This window comes from Dyadobacter sp. CY326, from assembly GCF_021390515.1.
GTDB lineage: Bacteria > Bacteroidota > Bacteroidia > Cytophagales > Spirosomataceae > Dyadobacter.
Genome location: NZ_JAJUXI010000002.1, coordinates 813237 through 833055 on the forward strand (window position 1 = coordinate 813237; position 19819 = coordinate 833055).

A 19819-nucleotide genomic window follows, 5' to 3' on the forward strand; every position below is an offset into this window, starting at 1 on the left:
AAATCCTTTAAAAATAGGAAAAATCTAATTTACTTTGCCATGATATACACATCACAAAATTAAATATGCTCCTACTCAAAATTCAAAAATACTAGTCAGATACATAGTTTTAATGAATTGTCAGCATTTCAATAGTACAATAATACTTCATATGAACAGATTCAAATTGGCAAAAAATTATAAAAGTTTACTCCCCTATCTCCTCTGTCTATTCATTTCACTGCCTTCCCTGTCTCAGATTGTTCCCCAGTCCGGCGCTCCATCTGCGCCTGCAAGCGCTCCGCAAAGTGGAAACAACGCGGCAACACCCAGAGGCAATGCAGGAACAACGGGTAACGCACCAGCAAACACGGGTAACACTCAAGGAAATCAACCTGGCGGAAACAATCAACAACAATCTGGAAACCAGCAAAATTCGGGAAATCAACAGAATTCCGAAGGAAAAGCGGGCGGCGACCAGAACAGTCAAAATAGCGAAGGCGGCGAGCAAAGTAAAGTAAATGACTCGACCACTTCCACATTAAGACCTGAGGATCAGCAAAAAGAAGCATTGCGTCAGAAAATCTACGGTTACTCCATTTTTTCTAATAAAAATCTGGATCCAATTCCAGATGCGCAAATCGCAACGCCTACCAACTACGTTGTAGGGCCAGGTGATGAGCTAAAAATTTACATTTACAATTACGCAGAAAGCACTTACGAGGTTGAAGTTACTAAAGACGGCTTCATTTCGCTCCCAAGGGTAGGAAACGTTTACGTAACGGGCCGTACGGTGGAGGAGGTTCGCAAAATATTAATTGACAAATTTGCCAAATTCACCCCGGGTTTGATTGGAACAGGCGGTGAAACGGCCAGAACCAAGCTGATGGTGACATTAGGTGACGTTCGCTCGGTAAAAGTCTTCGTAACAGGTGAAGTAATTAATCCTGGCACTTATCAATTGTCATCGCTTTCCTCCGCTTTCAATGCACTTTACAAAGCTGGCGGACCGAATGAAATTGGATCTTTCCGTGATGTGCGTGTAGTAAGGAATGGTAAAGTCGTTTCGCGTTTTGACATTTATGATTACCTGGTCAACGGAAAAATTGACGGCGACATTCGCGTTCAGGACAATGATAACGTTGTAGTTGGCTACTATCTGAAGCGTGCTGAGATAACCGGGATGGTTAAACGTCCTGGGATCTATGAATTGAAAGCAGAAGAAAAATTAAGCGATATGCTTCGCTATTCAGGCGGTTTCAATGACAGAGCTTACCGCGCAAGGCTTAAAGTGCAAAGGATCACGCCAAAAGAACGTAAGATCCTTGACGTTGCCGAAACTTCCTATGACACATTTGATATTGTAACGGGTGACTCAGTCAATGTTGAGACAGTTTTAGACCGTTTTGAAAATATTGTAACTATTGAAGGTGCGGTAATGCGTCCGGGCGATTATTCTTTGGACAACAGTCCTTCATTAAAACAGTTGATCGAAAACGCGCAAGGTTTACGCGAAGATGCATTCGTGGGCCGTGTGAGCGTTTTGAGAACGCGTCAGGATCTGGTGCTGGAAAGCATTTCACTGAATTACACTGATATTTTAAACAATGTTACGCCAGATCTGATTCTGACACGTTTGGACCGGGTTATCATTCCTTCGAAATTCGACATGGCTGAAACGGCCTTCGTGAGTGTGGAGGGAGAAGTAAATAATCCGAAGTTCGCCGAGAACGAAGGTAAATTTCCTTACACGGTCAATATGACATTGGAGGATCTGCTGGTGCAAGCTGGCGGCATGAAGGAATCTGCATACACTTCTGAAATCGAAGTGATTAGAAGAAAGCGAGACAGCATCGCTGGTGCTGCAAACGCACAAATATCGGAGGTTTTCAAATTTAATGTAAACCGTGATCTGTCGCTTAATAGTAAAGAAAGCAACTTCACATTAATGCCTTTTGACCAGGTTACGGTTCGTAAAGCGCCAAATTATGTTGAGCAGCAAAGTGTATTTGTAGAAGGCGAAGTCCTCATCGCTGGTCCTTACACGATTGTAAACAAAAACGATAAGATCAGCGACGTTATCAAAAGAGCCGGCGGATTAACTGAATTAGCTTACCCAGAAGGCGCAACGCTGCTTAGAAGAACATTGGTTAGAGAATTAGATGAACCAACCGATTTTGATCAGGCAGAGCAAACAGAAAAAAGCATCAAGAGCGGGACTATTATAGGTGACGTGCCGAATGTAAAAGAAGAATCCATCGGGATCAAGCTGAAAAATATCTTGAAAAGCCCGGGTTCATTTGAAGATCTTATTGTGCAGGAAGGAGACATTATTCGGATTCCGAAAAGATTGGAAACTGTGCAGGTTAACGGAGCAGTGCTTTATCCAACGACAGTGAAATATGGCAAAGGAATGGCATTTTCTGACTACATTTCGCAATCAGGCGGTTTTACAGTCCAATCGCTTAAAAAGAGCTCATATATCAAGTATCCAAATGGAAATGTGGATCGCACGAGAAGATTCTTATTTTTCAATGTTTATCCAAAAGTTGAACCGGGGTCTGAAATTTTCGTTCCCCTTAGAGCTGCACCTGCCATTAACCCGCAGCAAGCCCTTCAAACAGCAACTGGCATATTGGGTTCTGTAATGAGTTTAATTTTAGCAGTCTTGGCTTTCCGATCAATCAACTAATGTCAACAACGACGCTACATCCGCAACAACAAGTGCCAGAAGACGAGTTGACCCCGAAAGAGGTTATCGAAAAAGTTCTGGTCGTCAAAACGGCAATTCTTCGTAACTGGAAAATGCTGTTGTTATTACCGATTCTTGGTTTTGGAATTGGCTACGCTTTGGACGCTTACATTAAAACACCAAATACGTATGAAGCTGAGGTCGTTTTTAACCTCGGTGGCGGAAGTCAAGCCTCCGGTCTTGGAGACATGGCGGGACTGCTAGGGCTTGGATCAGCGCCGGATGCGAATATTTTCACTGGTGAAAACTTTTTTTATTTCGTTAAGTCACGTCCTGTTCTTGAGAGAAACCTCATGAAGGAAGTGGAGATCAATGGTCAAAAGATGATCCTCGCAAATTTCTACATTGATTCGAGTGGAATCAAGACGAAAGAATGGGAGGAAAATCCGGATAACCAGAAATTCCATTTCCCACACAATGACATCAAGAAGTTTGACATGAGGTCGCGGATGATTTTGAACGAAATCGTTAAAAAAGCGGGCGGATCAACTGAAATTGCTGCATTAGATCGCAAGTCTTCCTTTATTTCTCTTTCAACTTCGATGGAAAACGGAACGCTTGCTGGACTTTGGGTAACGAAGCTTCTGGAAACAGTAGAGGAAATGTATACGGAAAATCAAACGCAGAAAACGCGTAAAACACTTCGTTTACTTCAACATCGCGCGGATTCACTGGCAGCAGTGCTCGGTATTGCTGAACATAAACTGGCGAGACAGCTGGATTACAGCGCACAAATCATGTTACCAGAAGCGAAAGTTAGTGCAAGCAGCATGGAGAGAAAATCTTCGTTTCTTCAAACATTGTACTACGAAGCGATGGCGAATGCAGAGAAGATGCGTGTATCGCTTGTGCGGGAAGCACCATTATTCACAGAAATTGAGGGCATTAAGGTTCCTTTGGACATTAAAGCAGAGGATAAGAGAAATGCAAAAATCGGAGCATTGGTTGGTTTAATGCTCGCGCTTATCTTCACCTATTTCCGAACAATCTTTTCAACTCCCAAAGTAGAAGTTAGGGCATAACAATGGCATCACAACACTCAATTACGATAAAGGCAGGTGGATCTGAAAAAGATTATTGGAAAGATCTCTGGCTAAACAGGCAATTACTCTGGATCTTGTCAAAACGAGACATTTCCGTTCGTTATAAACAAACTTTGCTTGGTGTTGCTTGGAGCGTATTGAGACCAATCATGACCATGACGGTGATGGTTTTCGTTTTCAGCTATCTTGCCAAAGTCAAAAGTGATCCCGGGGTTCCTTACCCATTAATGGTGTTGAGCGGACTTACAATCTGGACATTTTTCTCCAATACATTTACGCAGATCAGCAGCAGCATCCTGATCAACTCCAATCTCGTTTCGAAAGTTTATTTCCCTCGTTTGCTGATGCCGCTGAGCTCAATAGCCGTTGGATTTGTCGACTTTCTGATCACTTTCGGGATTTTCCTGATCATGACGATTTTCTTCCGGCAACCGATTAGCTGGCACATCGTGTTTCTTCCTTGCTTCATTTTACTTACATTTATTACATCTTTGGGCTTTGGATTGTTCTTTGCGGCATTAAATGTTCGTTTTCGGGATATCGGTCAGTTAATTCCATTTTTAGTACAAGTTGGAATGTATGCTGTGCCGGTTGCTTACAGCAGCACGCTGGCGCAAGGAACATGGTTTGAAAAATATTATAACTTAAATCCGCTCGTTGGCATTATCGATGGTTTTCGGTGGTGTTTGTTGGGCGACAAAGCGTATTTCAATCCCCAAAGTCTTTACTCGACGACAATAATTTCATTTGTGATATTGATATTGTCTTTGATTTATTTCCGGAAGAAAGAAAATACATTCGTGGATCATATCTGAAATAATTACATTTGGGCATGCCGGTAATCGTAGCTGAAAACATCAGCAAGAAATATATTATAGACCATCAACGGAAAAGTGGTGCTCCAAGCCTGCGTGATATTGTTACCGAAAAGGTTGACAAACTATTTTCACGCAAGCAGGGCAATTCCGATTTTGCTGAGAAAGAAGAATTTTGGGCATTACGGGACGTTAACTTTTCCATCGATCAGGGAGACCGCATTGGCATCGTTGGCCATAACGGAGCGGGGAAATCAACTTTATTAAAGATTCTCAGCCGCATCACGGAGCCTACAACCGGTCAAATCAAAATTGACGGCCGCATTGCCAGCTTGCTGGAAGTAGGAACCGGGTTTCACCCCGAGCTTACAGGTCGGGAAAATATCTTCCTGAACGGCGCCATCCTTGGCATGGCCAAAAGCGAAATCAGGCAATCATTTGACGCAATCGTTGACTTCGCAGGTGTTGAGAAGTTTTTGGATACACCCGTTAAGCGCTATTCATCGGGAATGTATGTGAGGTTGGGTTTTGCTATTGCAGCACACCTTAATCCTGAAATTCTCATTGTTGATGAGGTTTTAGCCGTTGGTGATACAGAATTTCAAAAAAAATGTCTTGGTAAAATGCGTGACGTTTCGGAAAGCGGCAGAACATTGCTTTTCGTAAGCCATAACCTTACCGCGATCCAGGCGCTTTGCAATAAGTCCTTTTATTTTGAAAAAGGAATGCTCATCGACCAAGGTGAAACAACGCATATTGTTACGAATTATCTGAGCAAGGTTTCTCATAAAACCCTTGAAAAACACTGGGACAATATCGATAACGCGCCCGGCAATGATCAGGTCCGCGTGAAACGATTCAAGCTTTTCCCGGAGTATCAGGATGATCTGAACCACATTGACGTCCGCACGCCGATCAATTTCCAGTTTGAATTTTGGAATCTTGTCGAAGGCGCAAGTTTGAACCTGAGTATGCATTTATATACGTTTACAGGTGAGTGTATATTCAATGTGGGCACACAGGCAGAAACTTTTTCAAAAGGCCTCGTAAGCGGTGTTTGTGAAATTCCCGGCCACTTCTTGAATGACGGTTCATACGTCGTTTCCATGATGATCGTAAAAGATACGAGCACAGTGCTTTACAACATGGAAGAGGCACTTATTTTTGATATAGAGGATTATCGTGAAAATGTAACCTGGTATGGCAAATGGCCCGGATACATTCGCCCTCAACTTAATTTTTCCATTCGCCAAACTGAACACGTAGTGAATGATTAACGTCACTAAAACCTTTTTACCAGACCAGGAAAAATATCTGCAATATGTTCGGGAGATTTGGGAACGCGGATATCTTACCAACAATGGGCCTGTTTTACAAGAACTTGAAGCTGCATTAAAAAATTATCTTCAAGTCGATCATCTATATTTTTGCGGAAACGGCACCATTGTGCTTCAAATTGCCATCAAGGCACTTGAAATCACGGGGGAGGTTATTACAACACCATTTTCTTACGTCGCCACGGCAAATGCAATCCTTTGGGAAAACTGCACGCCCGTTTTCGTTGATATCGATGCAGCGTCATTCAACATTAATCCTGCATTGATTGAGGCTTCCATCACGCCAGCCACGACTGCCATTCTTGCGACGCACGTTTACGGCAATCCATGCGATGTTGATGCCATTGAAGTCATTGCTAAAAAGCACAATTTAAAAGTGATATATGACGCTGCGCATGCATTTGGCGTTACTTATAAAGGGAAATCCCTCCTTTCTTATGGCGATTTAAGCACTTGCAGCTTTCACGCCACCAAGGTTTTTCACACCATTGAAGGCGGAGCATTAATTTCCAATCATCCTGAACTGGACAGAAAACTGCATCTTTTGCGCGCTTTTGGTCACCAGGGTGATGAGCATTATTTGTATGCAGGCATCAATGGAAAAAATTCTGAGTTCCATGCAGCGATGGGACTTGTCAATCTGCCTCATGTAAAAGACATTATTCAGGCTCGTAAGGATGTGTTCGACGCATATGACAGCCTGTTAAACTGGGATATTCTTTATAAACCGGTCATCAACAAGGACATTGAGTATAATTATGCATACTATCCGGTTGTATTTCCTTCCGAGCAGGCGATGTTCAAAGTGATGGACGCTTTGCGGGAAGAGGAAATTATACCAAGAAGATATTTTTATCCTTCTTTAAATACACTTTCATTTATGCCGCGGCAAATTGCCTGCCCGGTTTCAGAAGATATTTCAGTAAGAGTGTTAAGTTTGCCATTATATGTAGGCCTTCCGTATTCGGATATTGAGCGGATTTCCCACATTATTAATGGTCATTTATCACCAGAATAGCATGGTTGTCGTTTACTGGCTTTCTTTTTTACTGTTTGTTTACAGCATCAGTTTTGTTGCAAAAAAAATAGCTCAACCGTCTTTTACAGAGTGGATTATCGTTTGTTTTATGCTTTTTGTTGGAAGCATAATTCCCACAGGTTTTCTGCTTTCAGGACTCGATTTAACTGCCCAAACATTCGCATGGATCATCGGAACATACATTGCGCTTGGTATACATTATGTGCTGTGGTCATATCTGAATAAAGGCCAGCCCTCCTACTCCATCAGATCAATCGCCAAACAGCGAATTGAAACCTTAAAAGCCTGGACGAAGGAATTATCCCCTTATCTCAAAACAATCTTCATTATCATGTTTGGCACCATTGCAGTTATTGCAGTGACCAATCTAATTCTCGTCCTTTTTACAGTTCCAAACGAGTGGGATAGCATGACCGGCCACCTTAATAGGGCAATCCGCTACATTCAGCGAGGGACAATGGCGCATTTTGGCGGAACAAACTGGAATATGGACACATATCCCAAAAGTTTAACCACCATTCAGATTTACAGCTATTTAATCTCCGGAAAGATTGAAAATGCATTTAAATTAATTCACCACGCTTCTTACTACATCACACTTGTTGCCGTTTTTGGAATAGCGCAGCGCATTGGAAGGAATTTATCAGCCAGCTTCTTTTGTGCATTAGCCTACGGAATGTTCCTGAACTTCCTGATGCAGGCCGTAACTACGGAAACTGACATTGTTTTAACCGCTTACCTGAGCTGCTTGCTCTATTTCCTGTTCACTTATTACAGCACGAGGAATAACAAATATTTGTATTTGTCGGGTTTGGCGTTCGGAGTCGTATTTGGACACAAAATAACCTTTGCGCTATTAATGCCTTCGGTTTTCGTGATCATGATTTACACGGTGTTTCTCGCGCCGGATCTGAAAGTTTTTTTCAACCGGTTCATCAAGTTGGCAATTGCCATTTTCATCGCTGTGCTGATTTATACGCTTCCAACGGGTTATGTCAAAAACATCATGGTTTTTGGCCATCCGATTGGTCCGCCAACTGCACTAAAACATCAATCTGTTGAGCGTTTTGGTTCTTTGTCGAATCTTTTCGAGCAAGGCAGCCGCAATGTTGTTCGATACACGTATGAATTTTGCAATCTGGATGGCATTCGCAATGCGCAATGGGGATATGACCTGAATACGGTCATTCGCAAACCGCTGGTTGTTCTTGAAGATAAACTGCACATGCGACTGGATGAGGAAACCGAATTTGCCATTGTTCCCTTCGCTTTTCAACGCCGTTTTGACAATTTTAACGCGAATCCTTTCTGGGGAGTTATCGGGTTTGCCCTGATTCTGCCATTGATATTTCTGGTTTTAATTCGGGTTTTCCGATCTCGGGTGCATTGGTTTCTTGCGCTTGCATTTTGCCTTCATTTTGCAGCTATTTCTTATTCAGCCGTTTATGACCCGTTCAAGGGCCGATATTTCATTGAAACTGGGATTTTCGGAGTCTTGTTTCTGTTGCTCTTATTTTCCCATCACCGACTTTCCATTCTCAAACCCAGAAGAAATATTTGGAAAGGTTATGTACTGATCATCGTTTCTTTGGCTTGTGTCTCCGCTGTCATGTCTGTTTATCTCAATATTCGATGCTTGCCAATTGCGGCATATGGCTATAAATCAGCACTTAACACCGAACGGATCAAGTTGCAGACTTTCGCACGACCAGACATCACAAAGGCTTACGAAACCTTTGATTCTATCGTCCCAAAAGACGCCACAGTGGCGCTTGCGACGATTAACGATGACTTTGAATATCCGTTATATGGCGAAGATCTCACTCGCAAATTGATCTCAATTAATCCTTTTGAACAGGGATTGAGGCCCATTCCAAAAGATGCCGATTATCTCTTTTACGCGAAGAGCGTTATTAATGACACCAGCCGCATAAAATCTTTACCCAGTGACATCCGTTTAGGGAGCGACACAACGCTGACCAATGTGGCAGTCAGAGGGGAAGATTATTATCTCAGAAAGCTTAAATAGCAGTCCATGACCATCGCCATTATGCAGCCTTATATATTTCCGTATATAGGGTATTTTCAGCTGATCAATGCCGTTGATAAATTCATTATTTATGATGATGTCAACTTTATAAACAAGGGCTGGATTAACAGAAACAACCTTTTGGTTTCCGGTCAGGCGCACCTTTTTACCATTCCCCTGAAAGACGCAAGTCAGAATAAACTCATCAATGAGGTCCAGCTGTTGAAGGGCGAGCCGTGGCAGAAAAAGTTTTTGAAAACGCTTCAGCAATCCTATCAGAAAGCTCCCTATTATCAAAAGGTTTTTGTTCTGATCGAAGAAATTGTAAATTTAGATGTTGAAACAATATATGAATTGACCTTCGAAGCCTTGGTTAGGACGTGTAATTACATGGAAATCAAGACTGAAATTGTTGCCTCATCATCCATTTATCAAAACACACACCTCAAAGGTCCGGACAGAATCCTGGATATCTGTAAACAAAAAGGCGCTGACCATTACATTAATCCGATTGGTGGAATGGAATTGTACGACAAAGGGAAATTTGAAAAGGAAGGGATAAAGCTCAACTTTATTAAAAGTGTCTCATCCCCTTATAACCAATTCAAAAATGCTTTCGTACCTTGGTTGTCGATTATAGATATTCTGATGTTTAACGACCCCGAAGCAATTAGGGAACAATTAAAGGCATACGAACTGATTTAAGAATGGCTAAGGTTATCGTTTTTGGAGTACTCGACACTGCGGAACTGGCACACTATTATCTGACCCACGATTCAGAACACGAAATAGTCGCTTTTACAATCAATCGCCAATATATTGAGGACGAGTCTTTTAAGGGGCTGCCAGTTGTAGCTTTTGAAGATGTCGAAACCTTCTTTCCACCAGCGGAATTTTCGTTCTTTGCTCCCATGACTGGCCGCAATATGAACCGCAACCGCGAAAATATTTACAACGAGGCAAAAGCCAAGGGTTACCAATTCATTTCCTATATCAGCTCCCGCGCCACCATTTTTGACCGGGATGTCATTGGCAACAATTGCTTTATATTAGAAGACAACACCATTCAGCCTTTCACAACTGTTGGCAACAATGTTGTCATGTGGAGCGGCAATCACATTGGTCACCACGGACAAATCAAGGATCACGTATTTTTCACTTCTCACGTCGTGCTCTCGGGTCATTGCGTTGTAGAATCCTATTCATTTTTTGGTGTTAACAGCACAATTCGTGATTATACACCCATTGCGCAGGGCACATTGGTGGGAATGGCTTCGGCCATAACCAGAGAAACCGAAGAATGGGGCATCTACATTGGAAATCCAGCGAAAAAAGTCCCTGGTAAGAAAAGTTTTGAGGCTTATTAAGCAGTCGATATCCGGGAGAAGAATGTAATCGGGTTAACCGAAATTTGAGACAGTAATTGACTGGGTAATGGAGCAGAAGAAGAAAATATTATTTGTATGTCATGACGCAAACCGGGCAGGAAGCCAGCTGCTGCTGCTGCAATTGCTCAGACTTTTGAAAGAACGCGGCGTTCCCATGCATTTGTTGTTATGCAGTGGTGGCGAACTTGAAAAAGATTTTGAAGAAATCGTCACAGTAACGCGTCTCTATCAAAATATCACGATAACGCCAAGGCCGTTCACGGGCAAGCTGCTCAAAAAAGTACACCTCTACAAATATTATCAGCACCTTTCAACTCAAAAAATCCACGAGCGCCTTGCAGGCGAGCTTGAAAATCAGAACATTGGTCTGGTTTTCGTTAATTCAATTGCCAACGCGGGCGTTTATTACGATTTCCTGAAATTTCTGCACCACATTCCGCTGGTGCTTTTTGTACACGAGCTCGGCATGTCTGTCAAGATTTACACGCATGAAAGGCATTTGAATTTCATGCTTAGGAAGACGGATCATCTCATTGCTGTTTCCAAAGCAGTTGCCAATTATTATGTCAAAAAATACGACTTCCCTGAAAGACGTGTCAGCACATTTACGCTGATTGACCATGAACACATTGACCAGAAACTAAAAACGGTTCAGCGCGACATTCTCGAAAAGACGCACAAAATTCCGCATGACGCCATCGTCATAGGCGGTTGCGGCAATGCTGAATGGCGGAAAGGAAATGATATTTTCAATTGGATTGCAAAAAGGGTTATTCATAAAACCAGCCCGTTACCCGTTTATTTTGTATGGGTTGGCGCCGGTCCGCAGCATGAAATTTACGAGTTGATAGAAAGTGATATCCGCCATATGGGCCTCAGCGACAGGATTATCCTGATTCCGCCGACGCCGGCTGCATTGGATTATATCAATCGTTTCGACGTGCTTATGTTGAGCTCACGCGAGGACCCTTATCCGCTTGTGGTTTTGGAGGCGGCGTTGCAGGAGATTCCCGTTGTATGCTTTGAGGATGCAGGCGGTGCCCCCGAATTAATCGAAGCAGATGCTGGTTTTGTCGTTCCATATATGGACATTTCCGCAGCTTCTGAGGCGATTATTCAACTGGTGCTCGATCCGACATTGCGAGAAACATTGGGTCGCAAAGGCAGACAAAAAGTGTTGGAAAGGCACAATACAGACAAAAGTGTTGCCAGCTTCGAAGCCATTATTCAAAAGTATTTACCTTTACAGGTTTCGGAAAAGCAAAATCAATGACTATTGCCTTCACAATTTGTTCCATCAATTACTTAGCGCAGGCCAGGACATTAGGCGATTCACTCAAATCCACCAATCCCGACGTTTTATTTTTTATCGGGCTGGTCGATGCATTGAATGGTGTTGTATTTGAAGATGGATATGCCCCTGAATTTCCGATGATCGAGATCGACAAGATTGAGATCCAGAAATTCCAGGAAATGGCTGACCGTTATAACATTACAGAACTTAACACTGCGGTTAAGCCATTTTACTTCACCTATTTTTTCAAGCATTATCCGGAAGCAGAGAATGTCATTTATTTTGATCCTGACATCATTGTTTTCCAGCCATTAACTGGTTTGCTTGCATCACTTACAACGCATAGCGCCGTGCTGACTCCGCACATTAACACGCCTATTGACGATCAGTTAACGCCGAATGAACTGCATCATTTAAATACGGGTGTTTATAATCTTGGTTTCGTGGCTTTTCATAGGACGCCAGAAATTATGCAATTCATTGCATGGTGGGAAGAAAAATTGAGATATGAATGTTTGATTGACTTATGCAATGGCCTTTTTGTTGACCAAAACTGGATGAATTTTTTGCCAATTTTTGTGTCTAACACCCACATTGAACGCAATCCCGGTTATAACGCAGCATATTGGAACCTGCACGAGCGAGTGTTCTCCGAGCCGGACGGGATATTCCTTGTAAATGAGACAAATCCGCTGATTTTCTTCCATTATAGCGGCTACGATCCGCAAAAGCCGTCGGTTTTATCCAAATATCAGGATCGTTTCGAGCTGTCTGCGCGGGCAGATCTCACAGCATTATTTGACCTTTATCGCGAAAGTCTGATCCGGAATGGCAATGCATATTACAGGAAATTCCATTGCGCGTATATCAAACCCACCCCGGTTCGTCGTTACCAGCGCGTGCGAAAACTGCTTAAACTGCCTTTTAACTACATCATTGATCAGCTGGAAACGACCTGATGAAAGAGCTTGTATCCGTCATCGTCCCCATTCTGAACCCGCAGATCAATCCCACAGAAGAGCGGATCTTGCATCATTGCCTCAACACACTGGAAAAATATCCGATCATTTTTATCACTTACGAAGGAGCCGATCTGTCCATTGTGAAGGAACACAACGAGGACATTGACGTCATTTATTTTCCACAAAAATACTTTCAGTCGCGTGCCCATTTGGCGGCATTGTTTCTGATGGAAGATTTTTACGACCGTTTCAGCTGGTGCGATTTCCTGCTCATTCACGAGCTGAACAGCTGGATCGTGAAAGACGAATTGTATTACTGGTGCAAGCAAGGCTATGATTATTTAAAGGCAGGACCGGTTTTGGGCAATGATTCAAAGCATCTGTCCAGTATTTTTTCAAGACTGAAAGGCTTAACCAACGACGAAAAACAAGTGGTCGGGCGTGCATTTACGAATAATGGAATTTATCTTTGTCGCATTGAACGGATGATCAATTCCATAAAAGCGAAGCGAAAAGTGGTTTACGGTTATCGGCATAACGACAATCTGGACAATGCTGACTCCGTTTTCTGGGAGCTTGAAGCCAACAGATTCTGGCCGCATTTGCGCAAACCAACCGAAATTGTCCGCAATCATTTTGCCACGGACGCGGCAAATGTCAACCTAAAAAAGACGTTACCCTTTGCATTAACCGGCATTTCGAAAGAAAATATCCATGATCTGCCTTATTTCAAATCATTGCCGGAAGCGAGTTAACTGCACATGAATATTATTTACACGGTTTGTAACAGGATTAACCTTGCCCATGCACTAGCTCTGGCGGATTCCGTCTTGCTTCATCAACCGGATCACACTTTTTATCTCTGCTGGGTCGACACGACGCCATTAGAATTGCCTGCGCACATCAAATTGCTTACGATTGAACAGGCTAATATTCCGGAATGGAAACGCATGGAAGCCAATTATTTCAATTTTGAGCTGTTGACAGCATGTCGTCCCTGGTTTGCATTGAAGCTTTTACAATTGCATGAAAACTGTGAAAGTCTTGTTTTTCTGGCGCCCACGGTCTGGCTGATCAAGCCTTTTCAAGACGTCGTCAATCCAGATTCAGACATGCATTTGACACCGAACATTCGAAAACCGTTGTCGCCTTCGAAGCTTCTGGATGATAAGCGCATTTTAAACATTGGCATGTTTCATTCCGGAAGCTGGATTTTAAAACCGGGTGAAAAAACTGGCAGAATGCTCAACTGGTGGGCAGAACGCACGATAGACAGGGCCGCATTTGATCTTTGCAACGGAAAAAATATGGACCAGCTTTGGCTGAATTATACGCTCGTCTGGATTCCAAAAACAACCCAAATTGCGCATGCCGGATGGCATTACGGCCTCCATTCGGTTTTAAATAATGATTTGCAGATAAAAAATGGCGCTTATCTTGTTGAAGGTCAGCCGCTTTTATCACTCGATTTTGCCGGCCTGGACTATTATGATCCGGTTTGGTCCGATCACGCGGCTTTACTTTCGCACAATAATGCATTCCAATCGCTTTATACAAATTATAAAAGCATTTTGAGCAAATACAAAAAAACGCTTCCTGCTTACACTGACAATGGATATGGTAAAATCCCAGACATCAAAAAAAACAGGATTCTGAGAAACAACATTGCAGCCAGATTGAAATCGTTCACTGCATTCATTGACCAATTTTAACATTTTACAGCGGAACCAAAACTATATGCACTTCCTTGAAAAAAATACGCAGGACTTGCGGAGTTTTATATCTGAACTGAGAATTAATGGCGCTCAGTCCGCTAGCCGGGGAAACTTCCCAAAATTGACCATCATTACGCCATCCTACAATCAGGCAGATTATCTGGAAAGAACAATTTTAAGCGTTCTGAACCAGAATTATCCCAATCTGGAATACATGATCGTCGACGGCGGCTCGACGGATTACAGTGTTGAGGTTATTAAAAAATATGAGAAATATCTTAGCTGGTGGGTTTCTGAAAAAGATCGCGGCCAGGTCCATGCAATCAATAAAGCGCTTGAACGAGCGACTGGCGAATATATCGGCTTCCAAAATTCCGATGACGTATATTTTCCAGACACATTTGCTCGTTTTGGAGAAGCAGTGAAAAACCAGCCTGACGATGTCATTTACGGCGATTTATACATGATCACGCCAGATGACGAGGTGACGGAAGTTTTAAAAACAACGTCTTACAGCTTGCAAAGCCAGTTATTAGAGGGCATGCAGATTCACAATCAATCATTGTTTTTCAAACGTTCGCTTGTTGAAAAATACGGCAAATTTGACGAGTCTTACCGGTTTGCATTCGACTATGAATTCATAACACGTTACACGCATCCAAAAACGACCAAAGTCAGGAAGGTCGATGGCCTGGCGGGCGCATTGCGTGTGCATCCGGACGCGAAGTCATCCACGATTGCATCTGTTGGAAAAGAAGAGCATGCGAAGATTCAAAAATTGTACATTTCAACGAACGGTTCAGATCCTCTCAACAAAATAAGGTATCTTTGGTGCCGGGTCCGTAAAATAGCATATTTCGTGCTGCGCTTGGATTTGAAATACATCCGTTACAGATTTTCCAGATGAATTGGAGTCTACTTAACCTAGCTACTAATTTTACCAATCTCAGATATGCTGTTGGCATCGCCATGATGTTCAATGGTTTCCCTCTGATATTTTTTATTAGGGACACGCTGGGAATCGGGCCGGCCAGCAGTGTGTTCACAGCCATATTTTTCGGCTTGGCGCTTGCATTGATGGTGCCGATGCACCTTTTCAAAAGACTTTATAAGCCAAATGTAATCCTGCTTAATTTGGGCCTTGGCTTTCTGCTGCTTACACTTTATTATTTCATGTTTATCAATAAGCAGGGCAAATCCGTCGCTGACATTGGTAACTATGTCTTCATTTTTGGCTTTCTCGTTTTGCTGCTGCATGTGCCCAATGATGTCAAGGACACGCTCGTAATGATGCTTTTCCTGATGTCCTTGTTTACGAATATAACACTCGTTTATTCCATTTTAAATGACCCGAACTGGACGCCCGGGATGCGTGCTGCGGTAAATTTTGCCAACGAAAGCGCACAACCCGGTGGTAATCCGCACATTACCGCGCGAAATGGGATTATTTGCTTATTATCAGCCATGGTAATGCTCAATAGGACACCAGGCATTGTAACCAAGCTCTTCCTTTTCTTCTCGGCGCTGTTCAGCGTAGGCGTTATCGTTATTTCCCTTGCAAAATCCAGCTATCTGGCCGTCGGCCTTATGATTGCCGCTTATTTCATATTGCATTTTAAGGTGTCCAATGTTTTCTCTGCAATCGGCAGCGCCTTTAAGATGAGAAACATGGCATTCATTGTGCTCATCTTGATCGGAATCAGATATTTTTTAAGCCGATATGGCAACGTTTTTAACATGTTGCTCGGTTATTGGGACATTTTCCAAAACAGAATTATGGACGTAATTTTCACGTCAACCGGGGTGAGAATTACAGACACAGCCGACACGGATGCGTCGGCGATGGGCCGTGTTGGTGGCTTTGGTGAATTTACGGAGACGATATTTTCATGGGACGTTTTCCTCGGAAGAGGTTACAAATCCGATTATCTCGACGTCCCGATTCTGGAATCCTGGGTAAGTCACGGAATATTTGGATTTGTGTTTTTCGCAGGATTCAACTTCTTTTTATTCCTCTTCGCCATGCGTGAAATTCGGCGATATACTAATCCGCTAACCACATTCCTTGCCTATTTCTTCTTGTCATTAACTGTCCTGCTTTTTACCGGTGGAAGGCCTTACGACATTGCATTTTGGTTTCCTTACCTGGTCATGATCCGGTTTTTGGGAATAAAATACCTCGACAACATTTCAAGAAGGCCGGTCCAGCCGCAACTTACAACGGTTACCAGCTAACCCCATTCCCTATTACAACAACTCGTTTGGCCTTTTTGAGTCAACCAGCGAGAAACCCTGCTCATGAGAGACCGCGTTGAACAATTAGATGGATTAAGAGGCATTTTTTCGATTTTGGTAATCGCCCACCATCACAATGCGTTCAAAGAATCGATCATTTACAACAACTTTTTCGTCATCAATTCCAGCCTTTTTGTTGACTTTTTCTTCGTATTAAGCGGTTTTGTAATCGCAATGAATTATGTAGGGAAAGTGAAAACAGCGAAGGATTTCGGCTTATTTATGAAAAAGCGGTTTATCCGACTTTTCCCGCTGTTATTTTTCACAGAAATCATATTCATCATTGCCAACCTGATCGGAGAAAATAGCCCGATGAAAAACGCAAGTGGCCTCGGCTTGGATTATTACGCCTACACCGCCTTAGACACGCTTACATTCATGGGTTCTACGCCCGTATTTGGCTCGTGGATCAGCAACAATTATCCAGCCTGGTCCATATCCGCCGAAATGGTCTCTTATGCTGTGTTTGGACTCGTCATTTTGTTTTTACCAAAAATCAAGTATGTCGCTTTTGCAATAATTGCCTTTTTATCAGGTCTTTTTATCATATCAAGGGGTGAATATTTACTCGCCTACGATTATGGTTTCGTGCGTGGAATGCTTTGTTTTTCCCTCGGCATTTTCACGAATCTTGTCCTGAGCAAGCGCACATTCAGTTTGTCAGCATTTGAAATGCCGTTCTTGTTATTCCTGATTGCCGCAATGTATGTGGTTCATCACTGGGAGCTTAATTTGTGGAAACTCGTTTTTCCATTCATATTTGCGGTCGGGATTGTCATTTTTGCCAGTTCGAGAGGACTTGTCACACAATTGCTTAAAAGTGAGTCATTTCAATATCTGGGAAAAATCTCATATTCCATTTATCTAAATCACGCCATTATCTTGATTTTGGTCAATGTGATTTTGTTCCGCGCATTGAAATCGCCTGTTAATGAAGGCGTAATCGCTATTTCACTGGTGACTTCCATTTCGCTGACAATTCTGTATTCACACTTTACTTACGAATTTATTGAGAAAAGAGCCGGCAAGTTTTTAAAGGAAATATTGGAATGAAATTTGATGATAAGGGTAAACCTTTCGGCGTTTTGAAGGGTTATCCTTAAAAACCAAAGCAGAAATTATGGCTACTTTCGCAGAACTTATCAACAGCAACAAGCCCGTCCTCGTCGATTTTTCGGCTGAATGGTGTGGTCCTTGTAAAATGATGAAGCCCATTTTGGAAAAAGTAAAATCCGAACTGGGTGACTCGGCGACGATAATTAAAGTGGATGTTGACAAGAACAAATCGGCCGCTAACGCATATAAAATTCAAGGGGTGCCCACATTGATCGTCTTCAAACATGGCAAACCGATGTGGAGACAATCCGGCGTTGTGCAGGCCGATCAGCTCAAATCGATTATCAAGAAATACATTTAATAAAATCAACCCTGAAAGTTTTGAGAAGCAGCGATTTAGAAGTTATCGAAAACAAAGATTTTAGCATTGAAGATCTGGCTGAAACGAGTTACGAACAAGTAAAATTTCTCAATTGCACATTTTCAAATCTTTCAGGCATTGACTTTCTTGACTGCATCTTTCAGGATTGCAACATGAGCAATGCGCAGGTTAAAAATTGCAAAATCTCAGACATTGAGTTCATTAACTGCAAGTTGTTAGGAATCAATTTTTCTGAAAGCAAGGATTTTGCATTTGCAGCAAAATTTGAGAACTGCATTCTTGACTATGCCATTTTTGAACGCAAGAAACTGAACAAATCCACTTTCAGCAATTGCAAAATTCACGGCGCAGACTTCACCCAAGCCGATCTTTCCAAATCCAAATTGTTCAATTGCGATTTCTGGGACGCTGTTTTCGACAACACCAATTTAGCTGGCGTCGACTTCTCCAACAGCAAGAATTTCACCATCGACCCCACCAACAACAACATCCGCAAAGCCAAGTTCTTATCCTCCGACCTCGCCGGATTATTGACCAAATTCGACATTATTATCAAGTAGCATTTTGACCGCCCTGGCATTTTTCGTTTCTTGACGGCTCCAAACCGACCTTTAACATTTATGTCAATTCATTTGTTTGCCGAAACCGTTTACACCGGTCAGGAAATTCTTAGAAATCAACGCATACAAATCCTGGACGGGCAAATTGCCGGCATGGAATACGCGGAACCAGATCCTTCTGTAACGCGTGTGGCCAATCTCGCCCCCGGACTTTTTGACAGTCACATTAACGGCGGCGAAAAGTTCTATTTCACAGAACGGGCCGACGAAGAAACCATTAACGACATTTATCAGGCCAGTCTCAAAACCGGCACGGCTTACGTGCTGCCAACGCTTATCACATCTCCGCAAGACAACATTCTCAAAGGAATTGAGGCCATTCGCAATTACATTGCCAAAAACCCGCTATCTGGCGTGTTAGGGATGCATTTGGAAGGTCCTTTCCTTAATCCGATTAAACGCGGTGCACATTTGGCTGGTTATGTCCGCAAACCGACGAATGCAGATTTGGAAGAGATTATCCGTCACGGAAAAGGCATTATCAAGCTGATCACCATTGCGCCGGAAATGTTCACAACCAAGCAGATCCAAATGTTGCTGGAATCCGGCATAACCGTCTCCGCAGGACATTCTAACGCGACTTATGACGAAGCAACGGCCGCATTTAATCAGGGAATCCAGCTTGTGACGCATTTGTATAACGCCATGTCGGCATTCGGTCACCGCGCTCCGGGTTTGGTTGGTGCCACATTTGACAATGAATCCGTTTACGCACCTTTGATTATTGATGGTGTGCATTGTGATTTTGGTGCAGCCAGCGTGGCTTACAAAATCAAGAAAGACAAGCTGTTCCTGATCTCTGATGCATTGTTTTTAGGTGAAAAAGTGACAGAATTCAAATGGGGAGAATTTGACGCTTACTTGAAGGATGGACGTTACACCAACTCTGACGGCAACCTCGCCGGAGCAACCATTTCGTTGCCAGATGCAGTTCGTAATGCCGTGAATGTGATCGGCATTCCCTTGCAGGAAGCGATTGAAATGGCCACAATCAGGCCAGCGAAAGCATTGGGATTGGAGAAAGAAATCGGCAGCATTGCCATTGGTTACCCGGCAACATTCACAACTTTCGACAATAATCTTGAAAATTTCTCGGTGCTGAAAATGTGATTT

The 19819-nt window shown here is 42.8% G+C and carries 18 protein-coding genes; all 18 read left to right on the plus strand.

Annotation, left to right across the window (positions count from 1 at the left end; all coding sequences use genetic code 11):
• Nucleotides 1-151 precede the first annotated feature (151 nt).
• The 18 genes from LZG73_RS03990 to nagA all read left to right on the plus strand — a co-directional run bounded on the left by LZG73_RS03990 (nucleotide 152) and on the right by nagA (nucleotide 19816).
• A complete protein-coding gene (locus LZG73_RS03990) occupies nucleotides 152-2671 on the plus strand; it encodes an SLBB domain-containing protein (protein WP_233846307.1) in 2520 nt (839 codons plus the stop codon).
• Nucleotides 2671-3753 (plus strand): hypothetical protein, encoded by a 1083-nt coding sequence (locus LZG73_RS03995; RefSeq protein WP_233846308.1) that lies wholly within the window; start codon nucleotides 2671-2673, stop codon nucleotides 3751-3753. The genes LZG73_RS03990 and LZG73_RS03995 overlap by 1 nt, the downstream gene beginning before the upstream one ends.
• 2 nt (nucleotides 3754-3755) lie before the next feature.
• Entirely contained in the window at nucleotides 3756-4589 is an 834-nt protein-coding gene (locus LZG73_RS04000; protein ID WP_233846310.1) for an ABC transporter permease, read from the plus strand.
• Between the two features lie 17 nt (nucleotides 4590-4606).
• The gene (locus LZG73_RS04005) at nucleotides 4607-5866 is read left to right on the plus strand and encodes an ABC transporter ATP-binding protein (RefSeq protein WP_233846312.1); all 1260 of its coding nucleotides are present in this window, start codon (nucleotides 4607-4609) and stop codon (nucleotides 5864-5866) included.
• Nucleotides 5859-6944: a DegT/DnrJ/EryC1/StrS aminotransferase family protein gene (locus LZG73_RS04010; protein ID WP_233846313.1), complete on the plus strand. Its 1086-nt coding sequence runs from the start codon at nucleotides 5859-5861 to the stop codon at nucleotides 6942-6944. Before LZG73_RS04005 ends, LZG73_RS04010 begins: the two co-directional genes overlap by 8 nt.
• A 1-nt stretch (nucleotide 6945) precedes the next feature.
• Nucleotides 6946-8994, plus strand: coding sequence for a glycosyltransferase family 39 protein (locus LZG73_RS04015; RefSeq protein WP_233846481.1), 2049 nt, complete (start codon nucleotides 6946-6948; stop codon nucleotides 8992-8994).
• Between the two features lie 6 nt (nucleotides 8995-9000).
• Nucleotides 9001-9699: a WbqC family protein gene (locus LZG73_RS04020; protein ID WP_233846314.1), complete on the plus strand. Its 699-nt coding sequence runs from the start codon at nucleotides 9001-9003 to the stop codon at nucleotides 9697-9699.
• Nucleotides 9700-9701: 2 nt separating this feature from the next.
• Entirely contained in the window at nucleotides 9702-10361 is a 660-nt protein-coding gene (locus LZG73_RS04025) for an acetyltransferase (protein WP_233846315.1), read from the plus strand.
• A 67-nt stretch (nucleotides 10362-10428) separates the two neighbouring features.
• Nucleotides 10429-11655: a glycosyltransferase family 4 protein gene (locus tag LZG73_RS04030; RefSeq protein ID WP_233846316.1), complete on the plus strand. Its 1227-nt coding sequence runs from the start codon at nucleotides 10429-10431 to the stop codon at nucleotides 11653-11655.
• Nucleotides 11652-12635 carry a glycosyl transferase gene (locus LZG73_RS04035; RefSeq protein WP_233846317.1) on the plus strand — a complete coding sequence of 328 codons (984 nt, stop codon included), beginning with the start codon at nucleotides 11652-11654 and terminating at the stop codon, nucleotides 12633-12635. The genes LZG73_RS04030 and LZG73_RS04035 overlap by 4 nt, the downstream gene beginning before the upstream one ends.
• Nucleotides 12635-13393: a DUF5672 family protein gene (locus LZG73_RS04040; protein WP_233846318.1), complete on the plus strand. Its 759-nt coding sequence runs from the start codon at nucleotides 12635-12637 to the stop codon at nucleotides 13391-13393. The genes LZG73_RS04035 and LZG73_RS04040 overlap by 1 nt, the downstream gene beginning before the upstream one ends.
• Before the next feature lie 6 nt (nucleotides 13394-13399).
• Complete coding sequence (locus tag LZG73_RS04045) at nucleotides 13400-14350, plus strand: hypothetical protein (RefSeq protein WP_233846319.1); 951 nt, start codon at nucleotides 13400-13402, stop codon at nucleotides 14348-14350.
• 25 nt (nucleotides 14351-14375) lie between these two features.
• Nucleotides 14376-15260 carry a glycosyltransferase family 2 protein gene (locus LZG73_RS04050; RefSeq protein WP_233846321.1) on the plus strand — a complete coding sequence of 295 codons (885 nt, stop codon included), beginning with the start codon at nucleotides 14376-14378 and terminating at the stop codon, nucleotides 15258-15260.
• On the plus strand, nucleotides 15257-16588 hold the full coding sequence (locus tag LZG73_RS04055) for a hypothetical protein (protein ID WP_233846323.1): 1332 nt from the start codon (nucleotides 15257-15259) through the stop codon (nucleotides 16586-16588). The genes LZG73_RS04050 and LZG73_RS04055 overlap by 4 nt, the downstream gene beginning before the upstream one ends.
• Before the next feature lie 63 nt (nucleotides 16589-16651).
• Nucleotides 16652-17701, plus strand: a complete 1050-nt coding sequence (locus LZG73_RS04060) for an acyltransferase (RefSeq protein WP_233846325.1) — start codon at nucleotides 16652-16654, stop codon at nucleotides 17699-17701.
• Nucleotides 17702-17768: 67 nt separating this feature from the next.
• On the plus strand, nucleotides 17769-18065 hold the full coding sequence (gene trxA / locus LZG73_RS04065; RefSeq protein WP_233846326.1) for a thioredoxin: 297 nt from the start codon (nucleotides 17769-17771) through the stop codon (nucleotides 18063-18065).
• A 20-nt stretch (nucleotides 18066-18085) separates the two neighbouring features.
• Nucleotides 18086-18646, plus strand: a complete 561-nt coding sequence (locus tag LZG73_RS04070) for a pentapeptide repeat-containing protein (protein WP_233846328.1) — start codon at nucleotides 18086-18088, stop codon at nucleotides 18644-18646.
• A gap of 60 nt (nucleotides 18647-18706) precedes the next feature.
• Nucleotides 18707-19816 (plus strand): N-acetylglucosamine-6-phosphate deacetylase, encoded by a 1110-nt coding sequence (nagA, locus tag LZG73_RS04075; RefSeq protein WP_233846330.1) that lies wholly within the window; start codon nucleotides 18707-18709, stop codon nucleotides 19814-19816.
• Nucleotides 19817-19819 lie beyond the last annotated feature (3 nt).

Bases quoted from the DNA above. Each gene is read 5' to 3' on its own strand.
- LZG73_RS03990 (WP_233846307.1), top strand. From the start codon at position 152: ATGAACAGATTCAAATTGGCAAAAAATTATAAAAGTTTACTCCCCTAT.
- LZG73_RS03995 (WP_233846308.1), top strand. From the start codon at position 2,671: ATGTCAACAACGACGCTACATCCGCAACAACAAGTGCCAGAAGACGAG.
- LZG73_RS04000 (WP_233846310.1), top strand. From the start codon at position 3,756: ATGGCATCACAACACTCAATTACGATAAAGGCAGGTGGATCTGAAAAA.
- LZG73_RS04005 (WP_233846312.1), top strand. From the start codon at position 4,607: ATGCCGGTAATCGTAGCTGAAAACATCAGCAAGAAATATATTATAGAC.
- LZG73_RS04010 (WP_233846313.1), top strand. From the start codon at position 5,859: ATGATTAACGTCACTAAAACCTTTTTACCAGACCAGGAAAAATATCTG.
- LZG73_RS04015 (WP_233846481.1), top strand. From the start codon at position 6,946: ATGGTTGTCGTTTACTGGCTTTCTTTTTTACTGTTTGTTTACAGCATC.
- LZG73_RS04020 (WP_233846314.1), top strand. From the start codon at position 9,001: ATGACCATCGCCATTATGCAGCCTTATATATTTCCGTATATAGGGTAT.
- LZG73_RS04025 (WP_233846315.1), top strand. From the start codon at position 9,702: ATGGCTAAGGTTATCGTTTTTGGAGTACTCGACACTGCGGAACTGGCA.
- LZG73_RS04030 (WP_233846316.1), top strand. From the start codon at position 10,429: ATGGAGCAGAAGAAGAAAATATTATTTGTATGTCATGACGCAAACCGG.
- LZG73_RS04035 (WP_233846317.1), top strand. From the start codon at position 11,652: ATGACTATTGCCTTCACAATTTGTTCCATCAATTACTTAGCGCAGGCC.
- LZG73_RS04040 (WP_233846318.1), top strand. From the start codon at position 12,635: ATGAAAGAGCTTGTATCCGTCATCGTCCCCATTCTGAACCCGCAGATC.
- LZG73_RS04045 (WP_233846319.1), top strand. From the start codon at position 13,400: ATGAATATTATTTACACGGTTTGTAACAGGATTAACCTTGCCCATGCA.
- LZG73_RS04050 (WP_233846321.1), top strand. From the start codon at position 14,376: ATGCACTTCCTTGAAAAAAATACGCAGGACTTGCGGAGTTTTATATCT.
- LZG73_RS04055 (WP_233846323.1), top strand. From the start codon at position 15,257: ATGAATTGGAGTCTACTTAACCTAGCTACTAATTTTACCAATCTCAGA.
- LZG73_RS04060 (WP_233846325.1), top strand. From the start codon at position 16,652: ATGAGAGACCGCGTTGAACAATTAGATGGATTAAGAGGCATTTTTTCG.
- trxA (WP_233846326.1), top strand. From the start codon at position 17,769: ATGGCTACTTTCGCAGAACTTATCAACAGCAACAAGCCCGTCCTCGTC.
- nagA (WP_233846330.1), top strand. From the start codon at position 18,707: ATGTCAATTCATTTGTTTGCCGAAACCGTTTACACCGGTCAGGAAATT.